Annotated in this window: 19 protein-coding genes, 2 pseudogenes and 1 riboswitch; of the genes and pseudogenes, 20 read left to right on the forward strand and 1 reads right to left on the reverse strand. The window is 44.0% G+C overall.

The window, feature by feature from the left end:
* Nucleotides 1-121 precede the first annotated feature (121 nt).
* The 15 genes and pseudogenes from VC182_RS11015 to VC182_RS11085 all read left to right on the forward strand — a co-directional run.
* Nucleotides 122-946 (forward strand): annotated as a pseudogene (locus VC182_RS11015) (muconate/chloromuconate family cycloisomerase); the annotation flags it as partial.
* A gap of 12 nt (nt 947-958) precedes the next feature.
* Nucleotides 959-1,249 carry a muconolactone Delta-isomerase gene (catC, locus tag VC182_RS11020; protein WP_215320811.1) on the forward strand — a complete coding sequence of 97 codons (291 nt, stop codon included), beginning with the start codon at nt 959-961 and terminating at the stop codon, nt 1,247-1,249.
* A gap of 66 nt (nt 1,250-1,315) precedes the next feature.
* Nucleotides 1,316-2,236 carry a catechol 1,2-dioxygenase gene (gene catA / locus VC182_RS11025; protein ID WP_323485313.1) on the forward strand — a complete coding sequence of 307 codons (921 nt, stop codon included), beginning with the start codon at nt 1,316-1,318 and terminating at the stop codon, nt 2,234-2,236.
* Between the two features lie 44 nt (nt 2,237-2,280).
* Entirely contained in the window at nt 2,281-3,651 is a 1,371-nt protein-coding gene (benA, locus tag VC182_RS11030; protein ID WP_323485314.1) for a benzoate 1,2-dioxygenase large subunit, read from the forward strand.
* Nucleotides 3,648-4,139 carry a benzoate 1,2-dioxygenase small subunit gene (gene benB / locus VC182_RS11035; protein ID WP_071466649.1) on the forward strand — a complete coding sequence of 164 codons (492 nt, stop codon included), beginning with the start codon at nt 3,648-3,650 and terminating at the stop codon, nt 4,137-4,139. The genes benA and benB overlap by 4 nt, the downstream gene beginning before the upstream one ends.
* Nucleotides 4,140-4,156: 17 nt before the next feature.
* Nucleotides 4,157-5,179, forward strand: a complete 1,023-nt coding sequence (gene benC, locus VC182_RS11040; RefSeq protein WP_323485315.1) for a benzoate 1,2-dioxygenase electron transfer component BenC — start codon at nt 4,157-4,159, stop codon at nt 5,177-5,179.
* A complete protein-coding gene (locus tag VC182_RS11045; protein WP_323485320.1) occupies nt 5,179-5,964 on the forward strand; it encodes a 1,6-dihydroxycyclohexa-2,4-diene-1-carboxylate dehydrogenase in 786 nt (261 codons plus the stop codon). Before benC ends, VC182_RS11045 begins: the two co-directional genes overlap by 1 nt.
* Nucleotides 5,964-7,163, forward strand: coding sequence for a benzoate/H(+) symporter BenE family transporter (locus tag VC182_RS11050; protein ID WP_323485316.1), 1,200 nt, complete (start codon nt 5,964-5,966; stop codon nt 7,161-7,163). The genes VC182_RS11045 and VC182_RS11050 overlap by 1 nt, the downstream gene beginning before the upstream one ends.
* Nucleotides 7,156-7,824 carry a 3-oxoacid CoA-transferase subunit A gene (locus VC182_RS11055; RefSeq protein ID WP_068949222.1) on the forward strand — a complete coding sequence of 223 codons (669 nt, stop codon included), beginning with the start codon at nt 7,156-7,158 and terminating at the stop codon, nt 7,822-7,824. The genes VC182_RS11050 and VC182_RS11055 overlap by 8 nt, the downstream gene beginning before the upstream one ends.
* A gap of 2 nt (nt 7,825-7,826) precedes the next feature.
* Entirely contained in the window at nt 7,827-8,477 is a 651-nt protein-coding gene (locus VC182_RS11060) for a 3-oxoacid CoA-transferase subunit B (protein WP_068949221.1), read from the forward strand.
* Nucleotides 8,474-9,682, forward strand: coding sequence for a 3-oxoadipyl-CoA thiolase (gene pcaF, locus VC182_RS11065; RefSeq protein WP_072582878.1), 1,209 nt, complete (start codon nt 8,474-8,476; stop codon nt 9,680-9,682). Before VC182_RS11060 ends, pcaF begins: the two co-directional genes overlap by 4 nt.
* Nucleotides 9,683-9,690: 8 nt before the next feature.
* Nucleotides 9,691-10,509, forward strand: coding sequence for a 3-oxoadipate enol-lactonase (gene pcaD, locus VC182_RS11070; protein WP_323485317.1), 819 nt, complete (start codon nt 9,691-9,693; stop codon nt 10,507-10,509).
* Complete coding sequence (locus VC182_RS11075) at nt 10,496-11,806, forward strand: aromatic acid/H+ symport family MFS transporter (RefSeq protein ID WP_323485318.1); 1,311 nt, start codon at nt 10,496-10,498, stop codon at nt 11,804-11,806. The genes pcaD and VC182_RS11075 overlap by 14 nt, the downstream gene beginning before the upstream one ends.
* Nucleotides 11,807-11,849: 43 nt before the next feature.
* Nucleotides 11,850-12,781 (forward strand): annotated as a pseudogene (locus VC182_RS11080) (tripartite tricarboxylate transporter substrate binding protein).
* Nucleotides 12,782-13,050: 269 nt separating this feature from the next.
* Entirely contained in the window at nt 13,051-14,271 is a 1,221-nt protein-coding gene (locus VC182_RS11085) for a porin (protein ID WP_215318837.1), read from the forward strand.
* 53 nt (nt 14,272-14,324) lie between these two features.
* Here VC182_RS11085 and VC182_RS11090 read toward each other — a convergent pair whose 3' ends face one another.
* Nucleotides 14,325-15,248: a LysR family transcriptional regulator gene (locus VC182_RS11090; protein ID WP_323485319.1), complete on the reverse strand. Its 924-nt coding sequence runs from the start codon at nt 15,246-15,248 to the stop codon at nt 14,325-14,327.
* A 99-nt stretch (nt 15,249-15,347) separates the two neighbouring features.
* On the opposite strand from VC182_RS11090, the gene VC182_RS11095 reads away from it, so the two are divergent.
* The 5 genes from VC182_RS11095 to VC182_RS11640 all read left to right on the forward strand — a co-directional run.
* Nucleotides 15,348-16,331: a Bug family tripartite tricarboxylate transporter substrate binding protein gene (locus tag VC182_RS11095; RefSeq protein WP_215318842.1), complete on the forward strand. Its 984-nt coding sequence runs from the start codon at nt 15,348-15,350 to the stop codon at nt 16,329-16,331.
* A gap of 12 nt (nt 16,332-16,343) precedes the next feature.
* A complete protein-coding gene (locus tag VC182_RS11100; protein ID WP_215318844.1) occupies nt 16,344-17,513 on the forward strand; it encodes a M20 aminoacylase family protein in 1,170 nt (389 codons plus the stop codon).
* Nucleotides 17,514-17,527: 14 nt separating this feature from the next.
* A riboswitch (glycine riboswitch) is annotated at nt 17,528-17,613 on the forward strand.
* Nucleotides 17,614-17,762: 149 nt separating this feature from the next.
* Entirely contained in the window at nt 17,763-19,022 is a 1,260-nt protein-coding gene (locus VC182_RS11105) for a D-amino acid dehydrogenase (RefSeq protein ID WP_215318846.1), read from the forward strand.
* 59 nt (nt 19,023-19,081) lie between these two features.
* The gene (locus tag VC182_RS11110) at nt 19,082-20,404 is read left to right on the forward strand and encodes an amidohydrolase (RefSeq protein ID WP_215318848.1); all 1,323 of its coding nucleotides are present in this window, start codon (nt 19,082-19,084) and stop codon (nt 20,402-20,404) included.
* 501 nt (nt 20,405-20,905) lie between these two features.
* Nucleotides 20,906-20,969, forward strand: a 64-nt coding sequence (locus VC182_RS11640; protein WP_223146557.1) for a transposase, incomplete at its 3' end; no start/stop codon positions are given.

The following is a 20,969-nucleotide window of genomic DNA, read 5'->3' on the forward strand; positions in this document are numbered from 1 at the left end:
GATTGGATGTGGACATACAATCATGAAAGACCAAACATGGGCTTGGGTGGAATTACACCAAAGCAAAAACTAGCACTTGCAGTACCAGCTTCTACTTTTAGCTTAAGTTAAAAATGGGGGGATTACCGATGCACAAGGCAAGCGTTTAGGCATTCCAGTTAGTGAATTGCTTGGCGGTCGAGTTCGCGATCAGTTGCCTGTAGCTTGGACTCTAGCAAGCGGTAGTACTGATAAAGATATCGCTGAAGCGGAGAAGATGATTGCACTGCGCCGTCACAATATCTTCAAATTAAAGATTGGCTTACGTTCAGTCCAAGCTGACGTAGAGCATGTCTTGGCAATCAAAAAAGCACTGGGCCCAGATATTAGTGTTCGTGTAGACGTAAACCAGGCTTGGAGTGAGTTAAATGCAGTTAAAGGTATTGCAGCACTGCAAGCTGGCTGCATTGATTTAATTGAACAGCCAGTTAAAGCAATTCATAAAGCCAGCATGGCTCGCCTGACCAATCAATTTGATGTTGCCATCATGGCCGATGAGGCATTGCATGGTCCTAGTGATGCATTAGAGCTTGCCAATAAATATGCAGCAGATGTATTCGCTGTGAAGATTAATCAATCCGGCGGCTTGTTTCCAGCGCTTCAAGTAGCAACTATTGCTGAGCTGTCTGGTATCAGCTTGTATGGTGGAACCATGCTTGAGGGTGCAGTAGGAACTGCTGCCTCTGCCCACGTATTTTCAACATTCAATGACCTTGCCTTCGGCACAGAGTTATTTGGACCCTTATTGCTTACTGAGGAAATCTTGGTTGAGCCACTGGTCTACAAGGATTTCAGCTTGCAAGTACCAACTGGCCCAGGCCTTGGTATCCAGCTCGATATAGAAAAAATAAATTATTTAAAGCGTCAACAAGGTCATTCCGATCAAGTTGATTTGATAACTGCCTAAATAGGAGACAGCATGTTATTTCACGTACGTATGAATGTAAATTTGCCACCGGACATGCCGGTAGCAGAAGCGACAGCCTTAAAGACAAAAGAAAAAGAGATTGCACAAGGCTTGCAATCATCTGGCAAGTGGCGTCACTTATGGCGTATTGCAGGTCAGTACGCAAATATCAGCATTTTTGATGTTGAGAGCGTAGATGAGTTGCATACAGCAATTTCCACACTGCCACTCTTCCCATATATGCAAATTGAAGTAATGCCTTTATGTAGACATCCATCTTCTATAAGAGGAGATGACAGTTAATCCATTGAAAACTCAACTCAACAACATTGAAATTTAGTAAATCAAATTAATTATTAAGGATACAAAATGAAACATACAGAAATTGAAAAATTAGCAAAAGAATGGATCGTAGATGCAGCGGATTCTCCTGCCAATCCGCGAGTTCAGGCAATTACTCTTCGCCTGGTGACTGATTTATGCAAAGCGATTGAAGACTTAGATATCACCCCAACAGAGTTTTGGAAAGGTTTAGAGTATTTCTCAGAAGCCGGTGCCCGTAATGAATTGGGTCTTTTAGCCCCCGGTATTGGTCTAGAGCGCTTCTTAGATATACGTTCCGATGAGGCTGATGAGAAGGCTGGCCTGGCAGGCGGAACTCCCCGCACAATTGAAGGCCCTTTGTATGTTGCCGGCGCTCCAGAGTCTAAAGGTTTTGCTCGAATGGATGATGGCTCTGAAGTGGATAAAGCTGATCCACTGTTTATGCAGGGCACAGTTTTTGGCGCGGATGGTAAGCCATTAGCTAATGCAAAGGTGGAAATGTGGCATGCCAATACATTGGGTGGCTATTCATTCTTTGACAGGACTCAGCCTGCGTATAACTTACGTCGCACGATCATCACTGATGAGAATGGTCGTTATGCCATGCAAAGCATCGTGCCAAATGGTTACGGATGCCCTCCGGATGGGTCTACCCAAGCATTATTGAATCTATTGGGTCGCCATGGCCAGCGTCCGGCGCACGTGCACTATTTTGTGACGGCACCTGGTCATAGAAAGTTAACTACTCAAATCAATATTGATGGTGACAAGTACCTCTGGGATGACTTCGCTTTTGCTAGTCGTGAAGGTTTGGTACCGCCACTAGTTCGTGTAAGTGATCCAGCTGAAATGAAGGCAAAAGGTGTGAGTAAGCCTTATGTATCCATTGATTTTGATATTCATTTAGTGGTTGAGAAGCCTGGAGCTGCTTCAGGAATTGTTGATAGAGCCCACTTCGCTGCGTAATTTGAATTTGGGGTGCTTGCACCCCCTTCATAAAGGATAAAAAAGTGATTCCAATTCATGTAGATAACAGTCCAAAACTCAAAAGCCTTGATGAATTTCTAGTCGAGGATAAAGAGAAGTGCGACTATCGCCTCCACCGTAGTGCATTTACCGATAAAGACTTATTTGAATTAGAGATGAAGCACATCTTTGAGGGTAATTGGATTTATTTGGCGCACGAAAGTCAAATCCCAAACATCAATGATTACTACTCTACCTATATTGGTAGTCAGCCAATCTTCATTTCTCGTAATCGTCAGGGTGAACTGAATGCCATGATGAATGCTTGTAGCCATCGTGGCGCTCAGTTGTGTCGTCATAAGCGCGGCAACAAGGCTACTTTCACTTGCCCATTCCACGGCTGGACATTTAATAACAGCGGAAAGCTCTTGAAGGTAAAAGATCCAGAGGAGGCCGGCTACCCAGAGTGCTTTAACAAGGAAGGCTCACACGATCTCAAGAAGGTGCCTAAGTTTGAAAGCTATCGCGGCTTCTTATTTGGTAGCTTGAATGATGATGTTGCCCCTTTAAAGGACTTTTTGGGTGAAGCCGCCAAGATCATTGACATGATTGTGGATCAATCTGCTGATGGACTCGAAGTATTGAAGGGCGCTTCAACTTATACCTTTAACGGTAATTGGAAGCTTCAGGCAGAAAACGGTGCTGATGGTTATCACGTATCTGCTGTTCATTGGAATTACGCTGCAACTACCAACCATCGTAAAGAGCAAGAAGCAATTCGCGAGGACAACATCAAGGCGATGGATGCTGGTAAGTGGGGTAAGCAGGGTGGTGGCTTCTATTCATTTGATCACGGCCATATGCTCCTCTGGACAAAGTGGGCTAATCCACAGGACCGGCCAAATTTCCCGAGGCACCAGGAATTTTCCGATAAGTTTGGCAAACCAATTGCTGACTGGATGATTGAACGCTCTAGAAATCTTTGTTTATATCCAAACGTGTACCTAATGGATCAGTTTGGCTCCCAAATTCGCGTGCTGCGCCCATTGGCTGTTGATAAAACTGAAGTCACTATCTACTGTATTGCTCCTAAAGGCGAATCAGCAGAAGCACGCTCTAGAAGAATCCGTCAATACGAAGACTTCTTTAACGTGAGCGGTATGGCTACTCCAGATGACTTAGAAGAGTTTAGAGCTTGCCAGGAAGGCTTTGCTGCAAAGACGATCGAGTGGAACGATATGTGTCGTGGTTCAGAGCATTGGATTGACGGCGCTGACGATGCGGCTAAAGAAATTGGACTAAAGCCCGTATTGAGCGGTCTAAAAACTGAAGATGAGGGCCTGTACACAGTTCAGCATCGCTATTGGCTTGAAACAATGAAAAAGGCAGTTGAGCAAGAGCAGGTGAGCGCATGAAAACGATCTCCATATTAGATATCAATGCATTTTTGTATTACGAGAGTCGCCTATTGGACGATGAGCAGTGGGATGAGTGGCTTAATTGCTATAGCCCAGACGCTGAATTTTGGATGCCTTCCTGGGACGATAACGATGAGTTGGTAACAAATCCACAAGAAGAAATTTCTTTGATTTATTACCCAAATCGTCAAGGCCTTGAGGATCGTGTATTCCGCATTAAGACTGAACGCTCAAGCGCAACTATGCCCGACACAAGAACCTGTCACAACATTACTAATGTTGAGTTAGAGAAGCGTGATGGTGATATCTGTACGGTTCGCTTTAATTGGCACACCCTAAGTCATCGATACAAAACCAACTACAGCTACTTTGGTATGTCTCGTTATGTAATCGACTTCTCTGGCGATAAGCCAATCATTTTGAACAAATACATCGTTCTTAAAAATGATTACATCAGTCAAGTCATTGATATCTATCACATTTAATACATCGGCGGAATGCTATGAGCTATAACATCGCACTACAGTTTGAAGACGGGGTAACTCGCTTTATCTCCTGCAACGAAGGCGAAAAACTTTCTGATGCTGCATATCGTCAGAAAGTGAATATTCCGCTTGATTGTAGGGATGGGGCTTGTGGTACCTGCCGTGGTTTATGTGAATCTGGTGATTACGATCTACCTGAGTCTAGTTATATAGAGGATGCACTTACTCCGGAAGAAGCTGCTCAGCGTCAGATCCTGGCTTGTCAGATGAAGCCCAAGTCGGATTGTGTGGTGAAGATTCCCGCATCATCTGCCGCATGTAAGACTGGATCTTCATCATTCCCAGGCAAGATTGCACAGATTGAAAAACTATCGAACTCAACAATTGGGTTCTCAATTGAGCTTGATGATCCTGCTTCTTTAACGTTCCTACCTGGCCAATATGTCAATGTGCAAATTCCAGGAACAGACTTAACGCGGGCCTATTCTTTTAGCTCTCCGCCAGGCGCATCCATTGCATCTTTTGTAGTGCGTAATGTCCCTAATGGTCGTATGAGTCAGTATCTAGCAGACATTGGTAAGTCAGGCGATGCGATTTCATTTGCCGGACCAAATGGTAGTTTCTATCTGCGCGAAGTTAAGCGTCCGGTGTTATTTCTCGCTGGTGGAACAGGTATTGCACCATTTTTATCGATGCTGGACTCTTTGGCTGCATCGGGATCTGCGCATCCAATCAAGATGGTATTCGGTGTGACAAATGATATGGACTTAGTAGCCCTAGATCAGCTCGAAGCCATGAAAACAAAGCTGCCTGGTTTTGAGTACCGAACAGTAGTAGCTTCTCCTGAAAGTGCTAATGATCGCAAGGGCTATGTCACAGAGCATATTGAAAGCGAATGGCTAAATCAGGGCGACGTGGATGTCTACTTATGTGGTCCTGTAGCCATGGTGGATGCTGTAAGAAATTGGTTGGCTGGAGCGGGTGTTACCCCAGCAAATTTCCTGTTTGAGAAATTCTCTCCAAGTGCTGTAGGTGCATGATGACTCAGGCGCTAAGATTTAAGAATAAAGTTGCTATTGTCACGGGTGCTGCTCAGGGGATTGGCGAAGGTGTAGCAATTGCCTTAGCCAAAGAGGGCGCAAAGGTTGTTTTGGCTGACCGCTCTGATCTAGTTGATGAGGTGGAAAAGAAGCTAGATAAGCTAAAAGCAAAGTCTTTGACGGTTAAAGTTGATTTAGAGACCTATGCTGGTGCTACCAAACTAATTTCCGAGGCAGTAAAGGCATTTAAAAAGATCGACATTATTGTTAATAACGTCGGTGGCACTATTTGGGCAAAGCCTTACGAGAACTATGATGAAGATCAAATAGAAGCAGAGATTCGTCGCTCCTTGTTTCCAACCTTATGGTGTTGTAGGGCTGTATTACCAGTGATGATTAAGCAACAGCATGGCGTTGTCGTAAATATTTCTTCTATTGCCACTCGCAGTATTCACCGCATTCCATATGCCGCAGCAAAAGGAGGAGTAAATGCGATGACTGCTAGCTTAGCATTTGAGCATGCTAAAGATGGTATTCGCTTTAATGCCGTCGCCACTGGTGGAACTGAAGCTCCTCCGAGAAAAATTCCCCGAAACAAGAATAAATTATCCAAGCAAGAAGAGGTTTGGTATCAAGGGATCATTGACCAAACGATTGATTCCAGTTTGATGCATCGGTATGGAACAATTGAGGAGCAGGTAAGGGCGATTTTGTTCCTGGCTTCTGATGAGTCATCTTATATCACTGGCACAGTATTACCGGTTGGTGGCGGAGATTTGGGCTAATGAAGCGCGCCTTTTTCGAAGATATTTCACCCTCTTCAATTACGGCTGGATTTCTAGTTGTATTGATTTCCTATGCTGGGCCGATGCTGATATTTTTTCAGGCCGCATCTCTAGCTCAGGTATCTAATGAAGTTCTATCTTCTTGGGTATGGGCGGTATCGTTTGGTGGTGGCATTTCCGGGATTTATCTCAGTTGGAAATACAAGATGCCGATCATTACTGCTTGGTCCGCTCCTGGCGCTGCTCTCTTAATCGCCTTATTTCCGCATATGTCGGTCAATGAGGCAATTTCTTCTTATATCACTGCCGCAATGATCATTCTATTAATTGGCATTACGGGTACCTTTGACAAGCTAATAAAGCATATACCCAAGGGAATAGCGGCCGGAATGATGGCGGGCATTCTATTTCAGTTTGGTATCAATATATTTAAATCTGTATCAACCATGCCTGCCTTGGCTTTATCGATGATTGGAATTTATCTGATATTCAAAAGGTTGATACCAAAATTCGCGATCTTAGTTGTTTTATTTTCAGGAATCGGGCTGGCATATCTCATTGGTGATGTTAATCCAGATAATTTCAGGCTAGCTTTGGCCCATCCTAAATTCATCACTCCTGTGTGGACTTGGGAATCAACATTCAGCTTTGCAATACCGTTGGTTCTAGTAAGTTTGACCGGCCAATACTTGCCGGGAATGGCAATCCTCAAGTTATCGAACTATCACGTGCCCGCTAAGCCCATTATTACTTTTACAAGTTTCATGTCCCTGGTAACCGCATTCTTTGGTGGCATTACCACTACGACTGCAGCAATTACGGCAACCCTATGTACAGGCAAAGAAGCTAACGAAGATCCAAACAAGCGATATGTTGCAGGCATTTTCAGCGGCGTTTTCTTTTTAATTGGCGGTTCCTTAGCAGGTTCAATCGTTCTCATTTTTACCAGTCTTCCAAAAGAGCTCATCGCGCTTTTGGCTGGCTTAGCTTTACTTGGCGCAATCGTCACTAGCCTCATGAGCACTTTAGAAGAACCCGATCATCGTGAGGCTGCCGCAATCACATTTTTAGCAACTGCATCTGGCATGACTTTTTTAGGTCTGGGATCAGCATTCTGGGGAATTGTGATTGGATCTATTGCATATGTTGTTTTTGATAAAGATTTATTGAAATTAAAGAGTAAAGAAAAGAATGATTGATAAAACATCGGCTTCAATACATGAAGCTATAAAACAAATCAAAGATGGCTCAACCGTCATGATTGGTGGCTTTGGGACGGCTGGTCAGCCTGCGCAGTTAATTGATGCTTTGATTGAGCATGGAGCCAAAGAGCTAACAGTAGTAAACAACAACGCTGGAAATGGTGATGTCGGTTTGGCTGCCTTGCTCAAAGCAGGCCAGGTGAAAAAAATTATCTGCTCCTTTCCAAGGCAATCTGACTCTTATGAGTTTGATAAGTTGTACTACGCCAAAAAAATTGAACTCGAATTAGTCCCGCAAGGTAACTTAGCGGCTCGCATTCAGGCGGCAGGGGCTGGTCTTGGTGCTATCTATACCCCAACAGGATTTGGCACCCTCTTGGCTGAAGGCAAAGAAAGCAAAGTTATTAATGGCAAAGGCTATGTGCTTGAGTATCCGATTCATGCCGACTTTGCACTCATTAAAGCATTTAAGGGTGATCGCTGGGGCAATCTTACTTATCGAATGAGCGCTAGAAATTTTGGCCCCATTATGGCGACCGCAGCTAAATGCACCATCGCTCAGGTAAATGAAGTGGTGCCTCTGGGAGATCTAGATCCCGAGCATGTTGTTACACCGGGTATTTTTGTAAAGCACGTTGTTGCTGTGAAGGGGAAATAAAAATGGCATACCAACGTTTAACTAGAGAGCAAATTGTTCAAAGAGTGGCTCAAGATATTCCGGAGGGCTCTTACGTAAATTTGGGTATTGGGTTGCCTACAAAAATCGCTAATTACCTTGATGCTGATAAAGAGATATTTTTGCAAAGCGAGAATGGGGTTCTTGGCATGGGTCCAGCTCCAGCTAAGGGAGACGAAGATCCTGATTTGATCAATGCGGGGAAGGAATTTATCACCCTATTAAAGGGCGGCTCTTATTTCCATCATGGCGATTCATTCACGATGATGCGCGGTGGACATATTGATATCTGTGTATTGGGCGCTTTCCAGGTTGCTCAAAATGGTGATCTAGCAAATTGGCACACTGGTTCGCCAGATGCGATTCCCGCTGTAGGTGGAGCAATGGATTTAGCAATTGGCGCAAGAAATGTATTTGTAACGATGGAGCATGTCACCAAGAATGGTGAGGCAAAGATTGTTGAAAAATGCACATACCCACTTACCGGTATGGGTTGCGTAAATCGCATTTATACAGATCTTGCTGTTATCGATGTCACACCAAACGGTTTGGTTGTGAGTGAAATGGTTCCTGGGCTCACCTTGGGCGAGCTGCAAAAACTAACTGACGCACCTTTATCTATAGCTCAATCATGAAAAATAATTCAAATGCATATATTTGTGATGCCATTAGAACTCCTTTTGGTAGGTACGGTGGGTCACTATCTACTTTAAGGGCGGATGATTTGGCTGCATTACCAATTCAAGCTCTCATGATGCGTAATATTGTTGATTGGTCAATGTTAGATGACGTTATTTTTGGTTGCGCCAATCAGGCGGGTGAAGATAATCGTAACGTTGCTAGGATGGCCAGCTTGTTGGCTCGTCTACCAGTGGAAGTGCCTGGATCCACCATCAATAGACTCTGTGGCTCTAGTCTTGATGCCATTGGTATAGCTGCAAATGCAATTAAAGGTGGCGGCAACCATCTAATGATTGCGGGGGGTGTAGAGAGCATGTCTCGGGCACCTTTTGTAATGGGTAAAGCCGACTCTGCGTATTCAAGATCGGCAAAAATTGAAGATACAACTATTGGTTGGCGCTTCATTAATCCCTTAATGAAGGCTCAGTATGGCGTTGACTCCATGCCAGAAACAGCAGAAAACGTTGCCGAAGACTTTAGGATTTCCAGGGCTGATCAGGATCTATTTGCGTTTACTAGTCAGCAGCGTACTGCAAAGGCGCAGGCTGCAGGCATCTTTGACGATGAAATTATTCCGGTAAATATTCCGCAGAAAAAGGGCGATCCTGTTGTTTTTTCTAAGGATGAGCATCCGCGTCTCACCACTCTAGAAACTTTAGCTTCTCTAAAAAGCATTGTTAAACAAGGTGGCACAGTTACTGCCGGCAATGCTTCAGGCGTAAATGATGGCGCTTGCGCCTTACTTCTTGCCTCAGAGCTTGGTGTAAAGCAGCATTCCCTGACTCCAAAGGCGCGTGTTGTGGCTGTGGCTGCGGCTGGCGTTGCTCCAAGAATCATGGGATTTGGTCCTTCGCCTGCAGTGAAGAAGGTTTTGGAAAAAGCAGGTTTAAAGCTTAGTCAGATGGATGTGGTTGAGCTAAATGAGGCATTTGCATCGCAGGCTTTAGCAGTTACTCGTGATCTTGGTCTTCCTGACAACGCGGCGCACGTCAATCCAAATGGGGGCGCTATTTCTCTTGGGCATCCACTAGGGGCATCTGGTGCGCGATTAGTAACTGCAGCTATGTATCAACTGATTCGCACTAAAGGTAGATACGCCCTTTGCACTATGTGTATTGGTGTTGGGCAGGGCATAGCCATGATTATTGAACGAGTTTAGGAGTAGTAATGAGTATTGCGCACATTAACGGAATTGACATCTTCTATTTGACAGATGGCGATCCTCACAAACCAGCAATTATTTTCTCTAACTCTTTAGGAACAGATCATTCTATGTGGGATGGTCAGCTTGAGGCATTAAGAAGAGAATTTTATTTAATTCGTTACGACACTAGGGGGCATGGTTTAACTAATGCTCCAAAAGGCCCATACAGTATTGAGCAATTAGGAAAAGATGTTATTAGTCTTTTGGATTACTTGAGTATCGATAAAGCATTTTTCTGTGGCATTTCAATGGGCGGTTTGATTGGTCAATGGTTAGCAATTCATGCACCGAAAAGAATTGAAGCTTTAGTCGTTGCTAATACAGCATCCAAAATAGGGAATGAGCAGGCATGGAATGAGCGTGCAGCACTTGTACGAAAAGAGGGTTTGCATGGGGTTGCAGAATCAGCCCCTTCCAGATGGTTTACCCCTGAGTTTTATGGCTCCAATAGGAGTGGGGTAAATGAGTTGCTCATTAATTTAAAAAATATGAACCCTGAAGGCTATGCAAGTTGCTGCGAAGCCTTGGCTAATGAAGACTTGAGAGGGGAAGTTTCAAAAATTAACGTTCCAGTTCTCATCATCTCAGGAGATAAAGACCCAGTGACTACGCTTGAAGATGCGCGAGTGATGCAATCTGAAATTCAGGGTTCTCAAATCACTTCTTTAGCAGCATCTCACATATCCAATATTGAAGCAGAGTCTGAATTTAATGTAGCAATAAAACAATTTTTTACAAAACAAGTTAAACAAGAGATGGAGACTAGTCATGAGTCAAATTGATGTTCATAAGTTAATAGATGAGGCCAGGTTTGGTAAATTTCATTGGGGCCTATTATTTTGGTGTGGCTTAATCATTATTTTTGATGGTTATGACCTAGTCATTTACGGCGTGGTCTTGCCAAAACTGATGGCTGAGTGGCAATTAACACCAATGCAGGCTGGCACCCTAGGTAGTTATGCATTATTTGGCATGATGTTTGGTGCGATGTTCTTTGGGCCACTATCTGACAAGATTGGTAGAAAGAAAACAATCGCCATGTGCGTTACCTTGTTTAGTTTCTTTACCTTTATCAATGGTTTTGCGGAAAATCTGACCCAATTTGGTATTTGTAGATTTATCGCGGGACTAGGTATTGGCGGTGTAATGCCAAACGTAGTGGCCTTAATGACAGAGTATTCACCAAAGAAAATTCGTAGCCTTTTAGTCACGATTATGTTCAGCGGCTATTCCGTAGGCGGTATGTTATCTGCAGGTGTTGGTATTTATTTGATACCAACATATGGATGGCCCGCAGTATTTTTTGTAGCAATTATTCCATTGCTTCTATTGCCAGTGATTTTATATTTCTTGCCAGAGTCACCGGGCTTCCTCATAAAATCAAATCGCAACGCTGATGCTGGACGAATTTTGCAAAAAATTGCCCCTGAACGTGCGGCCTTACATTCTAATGATTATGTTTACCCCCTAGGAAATGCCTCTAGTTCAGTGCCATTGGTATCCCTGTTTAAAGATGGACGCATATTGAGCACGCTGATGTTTTGGACATCCTTCTTTATGTGCTTATTAATGGTGTACGCACTAGGTTCTTGGTTGCCAAAACTCATGAATAAAGCTGGGTATGAACTCGGTTCAAGCCTGATGTTCCTAATGGTATTAAATATTGGTGCAATCTTTGGCGCTGTTGGTGGAGGATGGCTTGCAGACAAATTCCATCCACGCAAGGTTTTGACAATTTTCTTTATTTGCGCAGCTACATCCATTAGCTTGCTAGGTGTAAAGAGTCCATTTATTGTCTTGAATCTGTTGGTAGCAATCGCAGGTGCCACAACGATTGGTTCGCAAATTTTGCTGTACGCCTATGTTGCTCAGTACTATCCTCTGAAAATACGATCTACAGGTATCGGCTGGGCATCTGGAGTAGGTCGCGTAGGCGCGATTTTAGGCCCTGTTCTTGGAGGAACTCTATTGAGTTTAAGCTTGCCCTTGGAGTTTAATTTTTACGCTTTTGCTATACCGGGTGCGATTGCCTGCATAGCAATATCTCTAGCCGGCAGAAAAGGGCATGATGGAGTCTAAAAAATGGCTTAAGGCAATCATTAGAGTAATTGGATTTAGTCTAATGACCTTGTCTATTCAAATGGCTTCTGCGCAAGAATGGCCAGCCAAGCCGATCAAATGGATAGTTCCATTTCCACCAGGCGGTGCAATGGATGTGATTGCTAGGGCGCTCGCGGATAGTTCATCTAAAACTCTTGGGCAAACCATTTTTGTTGAGAATAAACCCGGGCTGGAGGAAATATTGGTGCAGAGCTTGTAGCTCGAGCTGAGCCTGATGGCTATACGATGATGATCACATCCATTGGTATGGCTACAAATAAATTTTTATATCCTAAATTGGCTTATGATCCGGTCAAAGATTTCGCACCTGTAAGCTTAATTGCAGTTGTCCCAAACGTATTGGTTACTAATGCGACGCAGCCAAATGTAAAAACCGTTAGAGATGTGATTGCAAATGCAAAAGCTGATCCGGGAAGGCTGACTTATGCCTCTGCTGGTAATGGTACGTCTATTCACTTAGCTGGGGAGGTATTTACTTCCTTAGCAAAAATTGACATGCAACACATACCTTATAAAGGTAGTGGACCTGCAGTGACAGATTTACTTGGCGGGCAAGTGAGCTACATGTTCGATAGCATCACTTCTGCAAAACCACATATTCTTTCGGGAAAGCTTAGACCAATAGGATTAACAACTATCAAGCGGTCAAAGTCGCTCCCAGGGATTCCAACTATCGCTGAATCAGGCTTACCCGGATATGATGTGACACCTTGGTTTGCGGTTTTTGTGCCAGCCAATACTCCAAAGCCAATCATTACAAGATTGAATGCGGCAATAATTACCAGTATGAACACTCAAGTGATCAAAGATAAGTTTGAAAGTATTGGAGCAGAACCAATTGGCTCCTCACCTGAAGAGCTGGGCGTCTATCTCAATAAAGAAATCGATCGCTGGGGTAAAGTAATTTTTACAAAGAATATAAAAGCAGACTAGCAAGCATATCAGTACCAATTTCATTGTAGAGAAAATGCCAATCAGAAATGATTGGCATTTTTTTGTAATCCAAATTTGATTCACTCTGTAGGTTGATCTGATGTGTCTGATGTGAGGCGTAAAATCAATACTATTACTTTAAATCATATTAAATGACATCATAATGCATTAGACATCATCACAAACTTTACCTAGACTGGCTTCGATTGCAGGTTTTGCATTCGGATCACCAAATTAATTGAAAGTTAAAAAGGTATAGGGAGTAGGAAATGAAAAAAATTATTACAGCGGCCGGTTTAGCAGCTGTTTGTGCGGGCGCTGCTCAAGCACAATCAAGTGTCACGGTCTATGGAATTATTGATGCAGGATATATAGGTGGTAATTCAAGAGTAGTTAGTCCAACTACAGGAGTAGAGACAAAAACAACCGTTAGTCAGTTTGGGCAAAATGCAGAAAGCTCAAGCCGTATTGGTTTGAGGGGTAGTGAAGATTTGGGCGGTGGTAAGAGCGCATTTTTTACAACTGAATTTCAAATTTATCCACAAGATGCGGATCTTTCAGGAAACGCAAATGGGGGGCTTTTTAATCGCCAATCATTCGTTGGTTTAAAGCAAAATGGTCTTGGACAAGTAGCCGTAGGATTGCAATATACGCCAATCTTCAATGCAGGTTTGGCGACTGATCCAGGCGCCTTTAACAATCTTACTGGTAATGTTATCTATGCAAGTGCTCAAGGTATTGCTAGTGCAAGTGCTGGAACTAGCTACATTGGCTTTACAGCTCGCACGGCCAATACATTGTCATTTAAAACTGACTCATTTGCTGGTTTTACGGCGAGTGGTATTTATACACTCAATAATAAAAATGAAACTCAGACTACATCAGGTAGCACAATTACTGGTGGAAATACGAATGCAAGCGGTTGGGGTTTGGGTGTTGATTACACGTACAACAAATTTTATGCGACTGCTGCATATCAAGCGTTGAAGCAATATACGGCTAGCAACACAACGCTAACAGACTCACATGAGTGGACAAACGCTCAAGCAAATGGTGCTTCAACAGCACCAACTTTGCCTGGTGGTAACGGATTGAATGTACAAGACAATCAGTTTTACGCAGGCACTACTTATGATTTTGGAATCTTAAAAGCATATGCACAGTATTTGACGCGTAAGGCCACTTCTACGATTTCATCCTCTTATTACCTTGGTCGTTCGGCAGAGCAGATTGGTGTTCGTAGTTACATCACCCCCGCTATTGAGGCATGGGCTTCCGCAGGTCTCGGCCGCTATACATTGATGGGTGCAAGCTCACCAACGGCGAACTTTAATGGTTGGCAAGCTGGTTCAAACTATTGGTTAAGCAAGCGCACCAATATCTATGCAATCTACGGTCAGACAACTGTTTCAAATGTAACCACTTCAGCCGGTAAGACTGCTAGTGCAGGTTTAAATAACTATGCCTTAGGTATGCGCCATACTTTTTAAAAACTTTAAATCTCCATAAATTGAAAGTTTAGCCCGCCACTGGCGGGTTTTTTTTATTCTTTTTTGATTGCCATCTGATTGGGTCTCGCGCTGAGATCCTTTTCAACAAAGTCTCTAACGTGCCGCAGCAAAGGGGATTCTGTTCTATTTTCAATCGTTACAAATCCAAAGCGAGCGGTTGCATTTAATGGTGGTGTCAAGACTAGTTCTTCTAACTCTAGCGCTGAATTGCGAATTGCAAGCAGTACGGTATTACTCTGCTGTGCTACCTCAACTAAGCTTGATATTTCACTGCACTTTATGTTGACCAGATTATCCAGATTGGCGTCTTTTCCATAACGATCAATAATCGTTTTTTCAGTATCCTCGCTTAGTGCAGTAGATGCGATAGGGTATTTTCTAAGATCGTCAATAGAAATCTTTTTAAGCTTTCTGAGTGGATGACCTTTTCGAACCATGAATGCCCCTGGAGTCTCATAGATGACCTCCATCTTTAAATCAAGGGCTGGCAACATTGATCTAGCATTAATAATGAGCGCATCTAATTTTCTTGCCCTTAGTGATTCGATTAGCATCCCTGTTTTTCCTCTCGCTACTTCTATACGAAGATGGGGGTAATGAACTACAATGTGCTCTAACAACGGAGTCATCAACAATGCTCCAGCACCTGATCCCATTCCGATTCGAATCTGTCCACTCAATCCATTTTTAAAATTACGGTGAGTTTCTTTAATATCTTTTGCTAAATCTAATAAAATTTGTGAGCGACTTAAGATTTCTTCGCCAAATGCAGTAAGAGTTGTTTGTCTGCCTTGTCGATCAAATAGTTTTGCGCCTAATTCATCCTCAAGAGATTTGATGCTTCTGCTTAATGCTGGTTGAGTGACAAATAAATTTTCAGAAGACTTAATGAATGAGCCTGTCTTGGCTAATTCAGCCATGTGTCTTAGTTGAGTGAGCGTCAATTGCACCTCCATTGATAACTAAAAATCATACTTAATGCTATTAAAATGCATTAGACATTCTATTTTATGATATCTAGAATAGCCCTACATTGATCAAAAAGGGGTTTTCAAGTGAAATTTTCTAAGTTTGTAGCCTTATCGTTGTGGCTATTATTTGCTGTAAGCCATGTGGGGGCTCAAACCTACCCTAATAAGCCTGTCAGCTTGGTTGTGCCTTATCCAGCTGGTGGCGTTTCAGATGTCATCGCTCGCATTGTGAGTCCTCCGCTCGCCAAAAAATTAGGTGAGGCTGTCATTGTTGAAAACATCGGTGGGGCAAGCGGTGGAATCGCAGCTCAAAAGGTCCTCAATGCTCCGGCAGATGGTTACTTGGTGATGCAAGGGTCACCTAATGAGTTAATTTTGGGCCCGTTGGCAAATTCAGCCATCAAATTTAAAAGTGAAGATTTTCGTCTTGTGCAGATGATTGGTTCTGCACAAATCGCCTTTTTGGTAAGAAGTGATATGCCTGTGAAGGATATTGACTCATTCTTAGCCTTTGCAAAAAAATCTGCTCAGGAAGGTAAGCCACTCTCATATGCAAGCGTAGGGCCTGGTTCTTTTTATCACTTACTTGGCGAACAGTTATCTAAAGAAACTAAGATTCCAATGACCCACGTTCCCTATAAAGGGGCTGGACCCGCATTACAAGATTTAATCGGCGGTCAAATCGACTTTTTCTTGGCTCCATATGGTAAGTCACATGATGAGTTAGCCAAGCAAGGAAGAATCAAGGTATTGGCAATGCTGAACTCAAAACGCTTAGACGGGGTTAAGGATTACCCAGCGATCACTGAGAGCAAGGGTCTGAAGGGTTTTGTATATTCCATTTGGACTGGATATTTTGTTAAGAAAGATACGCCTGAGCCTATCGCGCAAACTCTGAATAGAGCTTTAGCAGAAGTACTGGAAGATCCAACAGTGAAATCCGGTCTTGATGCCAATAGTCTGTTAATTGCCAAGCCTCAAACATTGAATGAGCTAAACAAAGTATATGGTGATGGAACTGCTCAATTTAGAGCGATTGCAAAATCAATTAATTTGCAACCTCAATAAGAGACTCTAATAATGAACAATGCAGAGACCATCTCATTAATTGAGGTTGATGAATTTATTTCAGTTAGAAGAGATATTCACAAACATCCCGAATTAGCTTTTGAAGAACACAGAACTGCAGCATTAGTTGCAGAAAAACTCAAATTGTGGGGATATGAAGTTCACGAAGGCATTGGAGGAACAGGTGTTGTTGGCGTCCTAAAAAATGGTAAGGGTGAAATGTCGATTGGCTTGCGAGCAGATATGGATGCATTGCCTATTAAGGAGCAGACTGGTGCGCAGTGGGCAAGTTGCAATCATGGCGTCATGCATGCCTGTGGACATGATGGCCATACCGCAATGTTATTGGCGGCAGCTAAAGAGCTGGCGAAAACTAGAAATTTTTCGGGTACCTTGAATTTAATTTTCCAGCCAGCGGAAGAGGGTGCTGGCGGAGCATTGCGCATGATGGCAGACGGTTTATTTGAACGTTTTCCATGCGATGCTATTTTTGCAATTCATAACATGCCTGGTTATCCAGTGGGGCATTTTGTATTTTGTGATGGCCCTACTATGTCTTCTAGTGACTACGCAACTATAGAGATTAATGGTGTAGGTGGACATGGTGGAATGCCGCATAAGGCGCTAGATCCAATAGTTGCTGCATCCTCAATTGTGATGGCTTTGCAAACCATTATTTCTAGAAACGTCGATCCTCAAAAATCTGCTGTAGTTACAGTTGGAGCATTTAATTCCGGACACGCTAATAATGTGATCCCTGCTCATGCGAAGCTAGAGTTAAGTGTAAGAGCACTGGACCCTCAAGTACGTATTGATTTGGAAAAGAGGATTAAGGCCCTTGTATTGTCTCAGGCAGAAAGTTTTGGGTTGACCGCATTGGTTGACTGGAGACCTGGTTACTCCGTTTTGGTAAATTCACATGCAGAGACTGAATTCGCGAGAAATGTGGCTGCTGATTATTTTGGGGAGACGGAAATAACCCGTCATGGACCAGCTTTATCGGGCAGCGAAGACTTTGCCTTTATGCTTGAGAAAGTTCCAGGTTGCTATCTATTCATAGGTAACGGAGATACCCCTGGCTCATGCATGGTGCATAACCCAGCATATGATTTTAATGATGAAAATATTGCAATTGGCGCTACATTTTGGAGAGAATTGGTCAATCAGTATTTGAAGGTATAGTATCGATAGTATTTAAATCATTCTCGGGAGAGACTGTTTTTACAGCGCCGAAGGAGCAACCGCCCCGGAAACTCTCAGGCAAAAGAACCGAAATGATTTTCAAACTCTGAAGAGATATTGGGTCTTCGTCACCCAATAACACCGAAGGAGCAAGTAAGCATTACATGCTTACGAATCTCTCAGGTCCAGAACAGAGGGGGCCCCTTGTGCATATGCAATGGGAAACCCTGACGTTTGGAGGATCTGTAAATGAAATCATTTGTAATTATTGGTGGCGGCATCACTGGTGTGACTACTGCTTATGTTTTGGCTAAGCGTGGCTATGATGTCACTCTCATTGAGCGTCATCGTTATGCTGGCATGGAAACATCCTTTGCCAATGGTGGTCAGCTTTCTGCATCAAATGCAGAGGTCTGGAATCACTGGTCAACCATCATGAAGGGCATGAAGTGGGTATTTAAAAAGGATGCTCCTTTGTTAATTAACTTAAAGCCCGACTGGCATAAGATTTCTTGGTTTGCAGAGTTCATTACATCCATACCAAATTACAAAAGTAATACTGTTCAGACTGCGCATATGGCAATTGAAGCCAGAAAGCATCTATTTTCTTGGGCAAAGCAAGAGGGTATCGATTTTGATTTAAAACGTGAAGGCATCTTGCATATCTACCGTGATAAGGCCGGATTTGATCATGCTGGAAAGGTCTCCAAAATGCTAGCCGAAGGTGGTTTAGGGCGCATTGCTGTAACGCCACAAGAGATGAAAGAAATCGAGCCTACTCTAGCTGGTAAGTATTACGGTGGCTATTACACGGAGAGCGATTCAACAGGAGATATTCATAAATTTACTTTTGGGCTATCTGAAGCTGCAGCTAATTTGGGCGTTAAAACCATTTATGAGCATGAAGTTCTTTCTATTCAGTCTGATGGAAATCGTGTGAACTTAATGCTAGGCAAAGATGGACAAGCTAGCCAGCTCGTTTTTGATAATGTTGTAGTTTGTGCTGGTGTTGGTAGTCGTGACCTTGCTTCTCAGCTGGGTGATCGAGTTAATGTCTACCCAGTTAAAGGCTATTCAATTACTGTCAATTTGAACGACAAAGCGAGCCAAGAGGGCGCTCCTAATGTCAGCCTTTTGGATGATGAAACCAAGCTTGTTACCAGTCGCCTGGGAGTGGATCGTTTTAGGGTTGCTGGCACAGCAGAATTTAATGGCGTGAATCGAGATATTCGAGCAGATCGAATCAAGCCATTGGTTGATTGGGTTAATCAGTGCTTCCCAGAAGTCAGTACACGCTCGGTTGTTCCGTGGGCAGGGTTGCGTCCAATGATGCCAACTATGATGCCGAAAGTAGGCAAAGGTAGTAAGCCAAATGTTTACTACAACACAGGTCATGGACACCTTGGGTGGACTTTATCTGCCTGCACAGCTGAGATGATTGGAGACGTTATTCAGTATGGCGAAACCACTAAAAAGGTTAGTTCCCCAGCAAGTCTGAAGTTTTCTTGAATATATCGCCTTCCCCAGCGAGACTTCAGTTCAACTACCAAACAGGAGAGAAATTCTTCATGCATCATCACCTCGTCTGCCGTCTATGCTTGATCTCCTTGTTTGCTTTCGTGGCTACCGCCAGCGCGCAAACAGGAGCCATGAACAGCGCTGTGGTTACCCAAGTTGATCGCACCTATCCGACGCTTGAGGTGCTCTACCAAGATATCCACGCTCATCCCGAGATCGCTTTTGATGAGAAGCGCACCGCAGCCAAACTTGCGGCTGAGATGCGTGCGTTAGGCTTTACTGTCACCGAGGGAGTGGGTAAGACAGGCTTGGTGGCAATCTACGAGAACGGCGCTGGACCTACCATCATGGTGCGCACCGAACTCGACGCGCTACCGATGGAAGAGAAGACTGGCCTCCCCTATGCCAGCAGAGCCAAGGCGATATCGAACGGCAATGAAAGTTTTGTCGCTCATAGCTGTGGACATGATGTGCATATGGCTTCATGGGTCGGCACTGCAAGCACCATGGTGGCGCTGAAGGATCAATGGCGTGGCCGACTCATGTTCGTCGCGCAGCCCGCCGAGGAAACCTTGCAGGGCGCACACGCGATGGTGGTGGATGGCCTATTCACTCGCTTCCCAAAACCCGACGTCGCCTTGGCTATTCATACCAACGGCGAGGTCGCATTCGGTCGCGTGCAATATCGTTCGGGGCCGGCGTACTCGGCCGCAGATACTTTTGAAATCACCTTCAAGGGTCGTGGCGGCCACGGCTCCGCACCGCACAAAACCATTGATCCCATCGTCATCGCCGCTCACTTTGTGACCGACGTTCAGACTATCGTCAGCCGCGAGAAAGACCCGCGCGAGTTCGGCGTGATCACGTTGGGTGCTTTCCAGGCCGGCACAGTGGCCAACATCATTCCTGATCAGGCGGTAGTTCGCGGCACACTCCGCTCCTACACGCCTGAAGTAGGCAGTCTGCTGAGGGATGGTGTTCGAAGAATGGCGATTGCAGCAGCAGCCATGTCCAGTGCGCCAGAACCGCATATCAACATCGTCGAAGGTGTGTCTTCGGTTATCAACGACGAGGACGTGATTCAGCGTGTCGATGCAGCAATCAAGAGTGTCCTCGGGCCCGATCAAGTCGATATTGCACGACCCCAGACGCCGAGCGAAGATTTTTCGGTCTATGCTGCTCAAGGTGTCCCATCGTTGACTATGAGTATCGGCGTTTATCCACCCGAGCTAATCGCTGCCGCAGCCCAGCCGGGTGGCAAGAAGCCGGCCTCCAATCACTCTCCATACTTCGCCCCAGTACCAGAGCCCAGCATCAAAACTGGGGTCAAGGTCACCACCTCAGCACTACTTACGCTGATGGGCAAGAAATGATCCCACTATTTTCATTCTCTGCAAAAAGATGGGAGATTTACCTATGGAGTTGGGATCATACGAGCGCTTTGGTCGAGTTTAGGAAGTTTGGTAAGAATTGCTGACTGTCACTTATGGGTCTTGATTCAGTTGATCGATGCAAAACGCTATATAAGCGTTACTTTAAGTAACGCTCAGTTCCATACATAAAAGTACTTTGGAGCAATCAAGTGTTAAATGGTTGCTCCAAATATTCATTGATTTTGAAAAACAAAGAGTGAGGTAGTGATTTTTTATATATTGCTTAATTAGTCACACAAAAGCTCACACACCGATAATCAGGCGACGTAACCTCTTGAAATCCTAATAGATTTCTTTGGTTATCTGCTCTCATAAGAAAGAAGCCCTAGGGGTCTTGTAGTTAAGACCTCAATAGATTCAAGAGGTTAGTGGTGAATTTGAATCGCTACCACTTCTATAGACACTTTCTAGCCTAATATTTAGTCTATTAGGAGGTGTGTCATGAGTACAAGAAGACGGTTTACTGAAGAGTTCAAGTTAGAGGCAGTCAAGCAAGTCGTTGAGC

Source organism: Polynucleobacter sp. AP-Nickl1-40-C4 (genome assembly GCF_035012665.1).
In the GTDB taxonomy this organism is placed as follows: domain Bacteria; phylum Pseudomonadota; class Gammaproteobacteria; order Burkholderiales; family Burkholderiaceae; genus Polynucleobacter.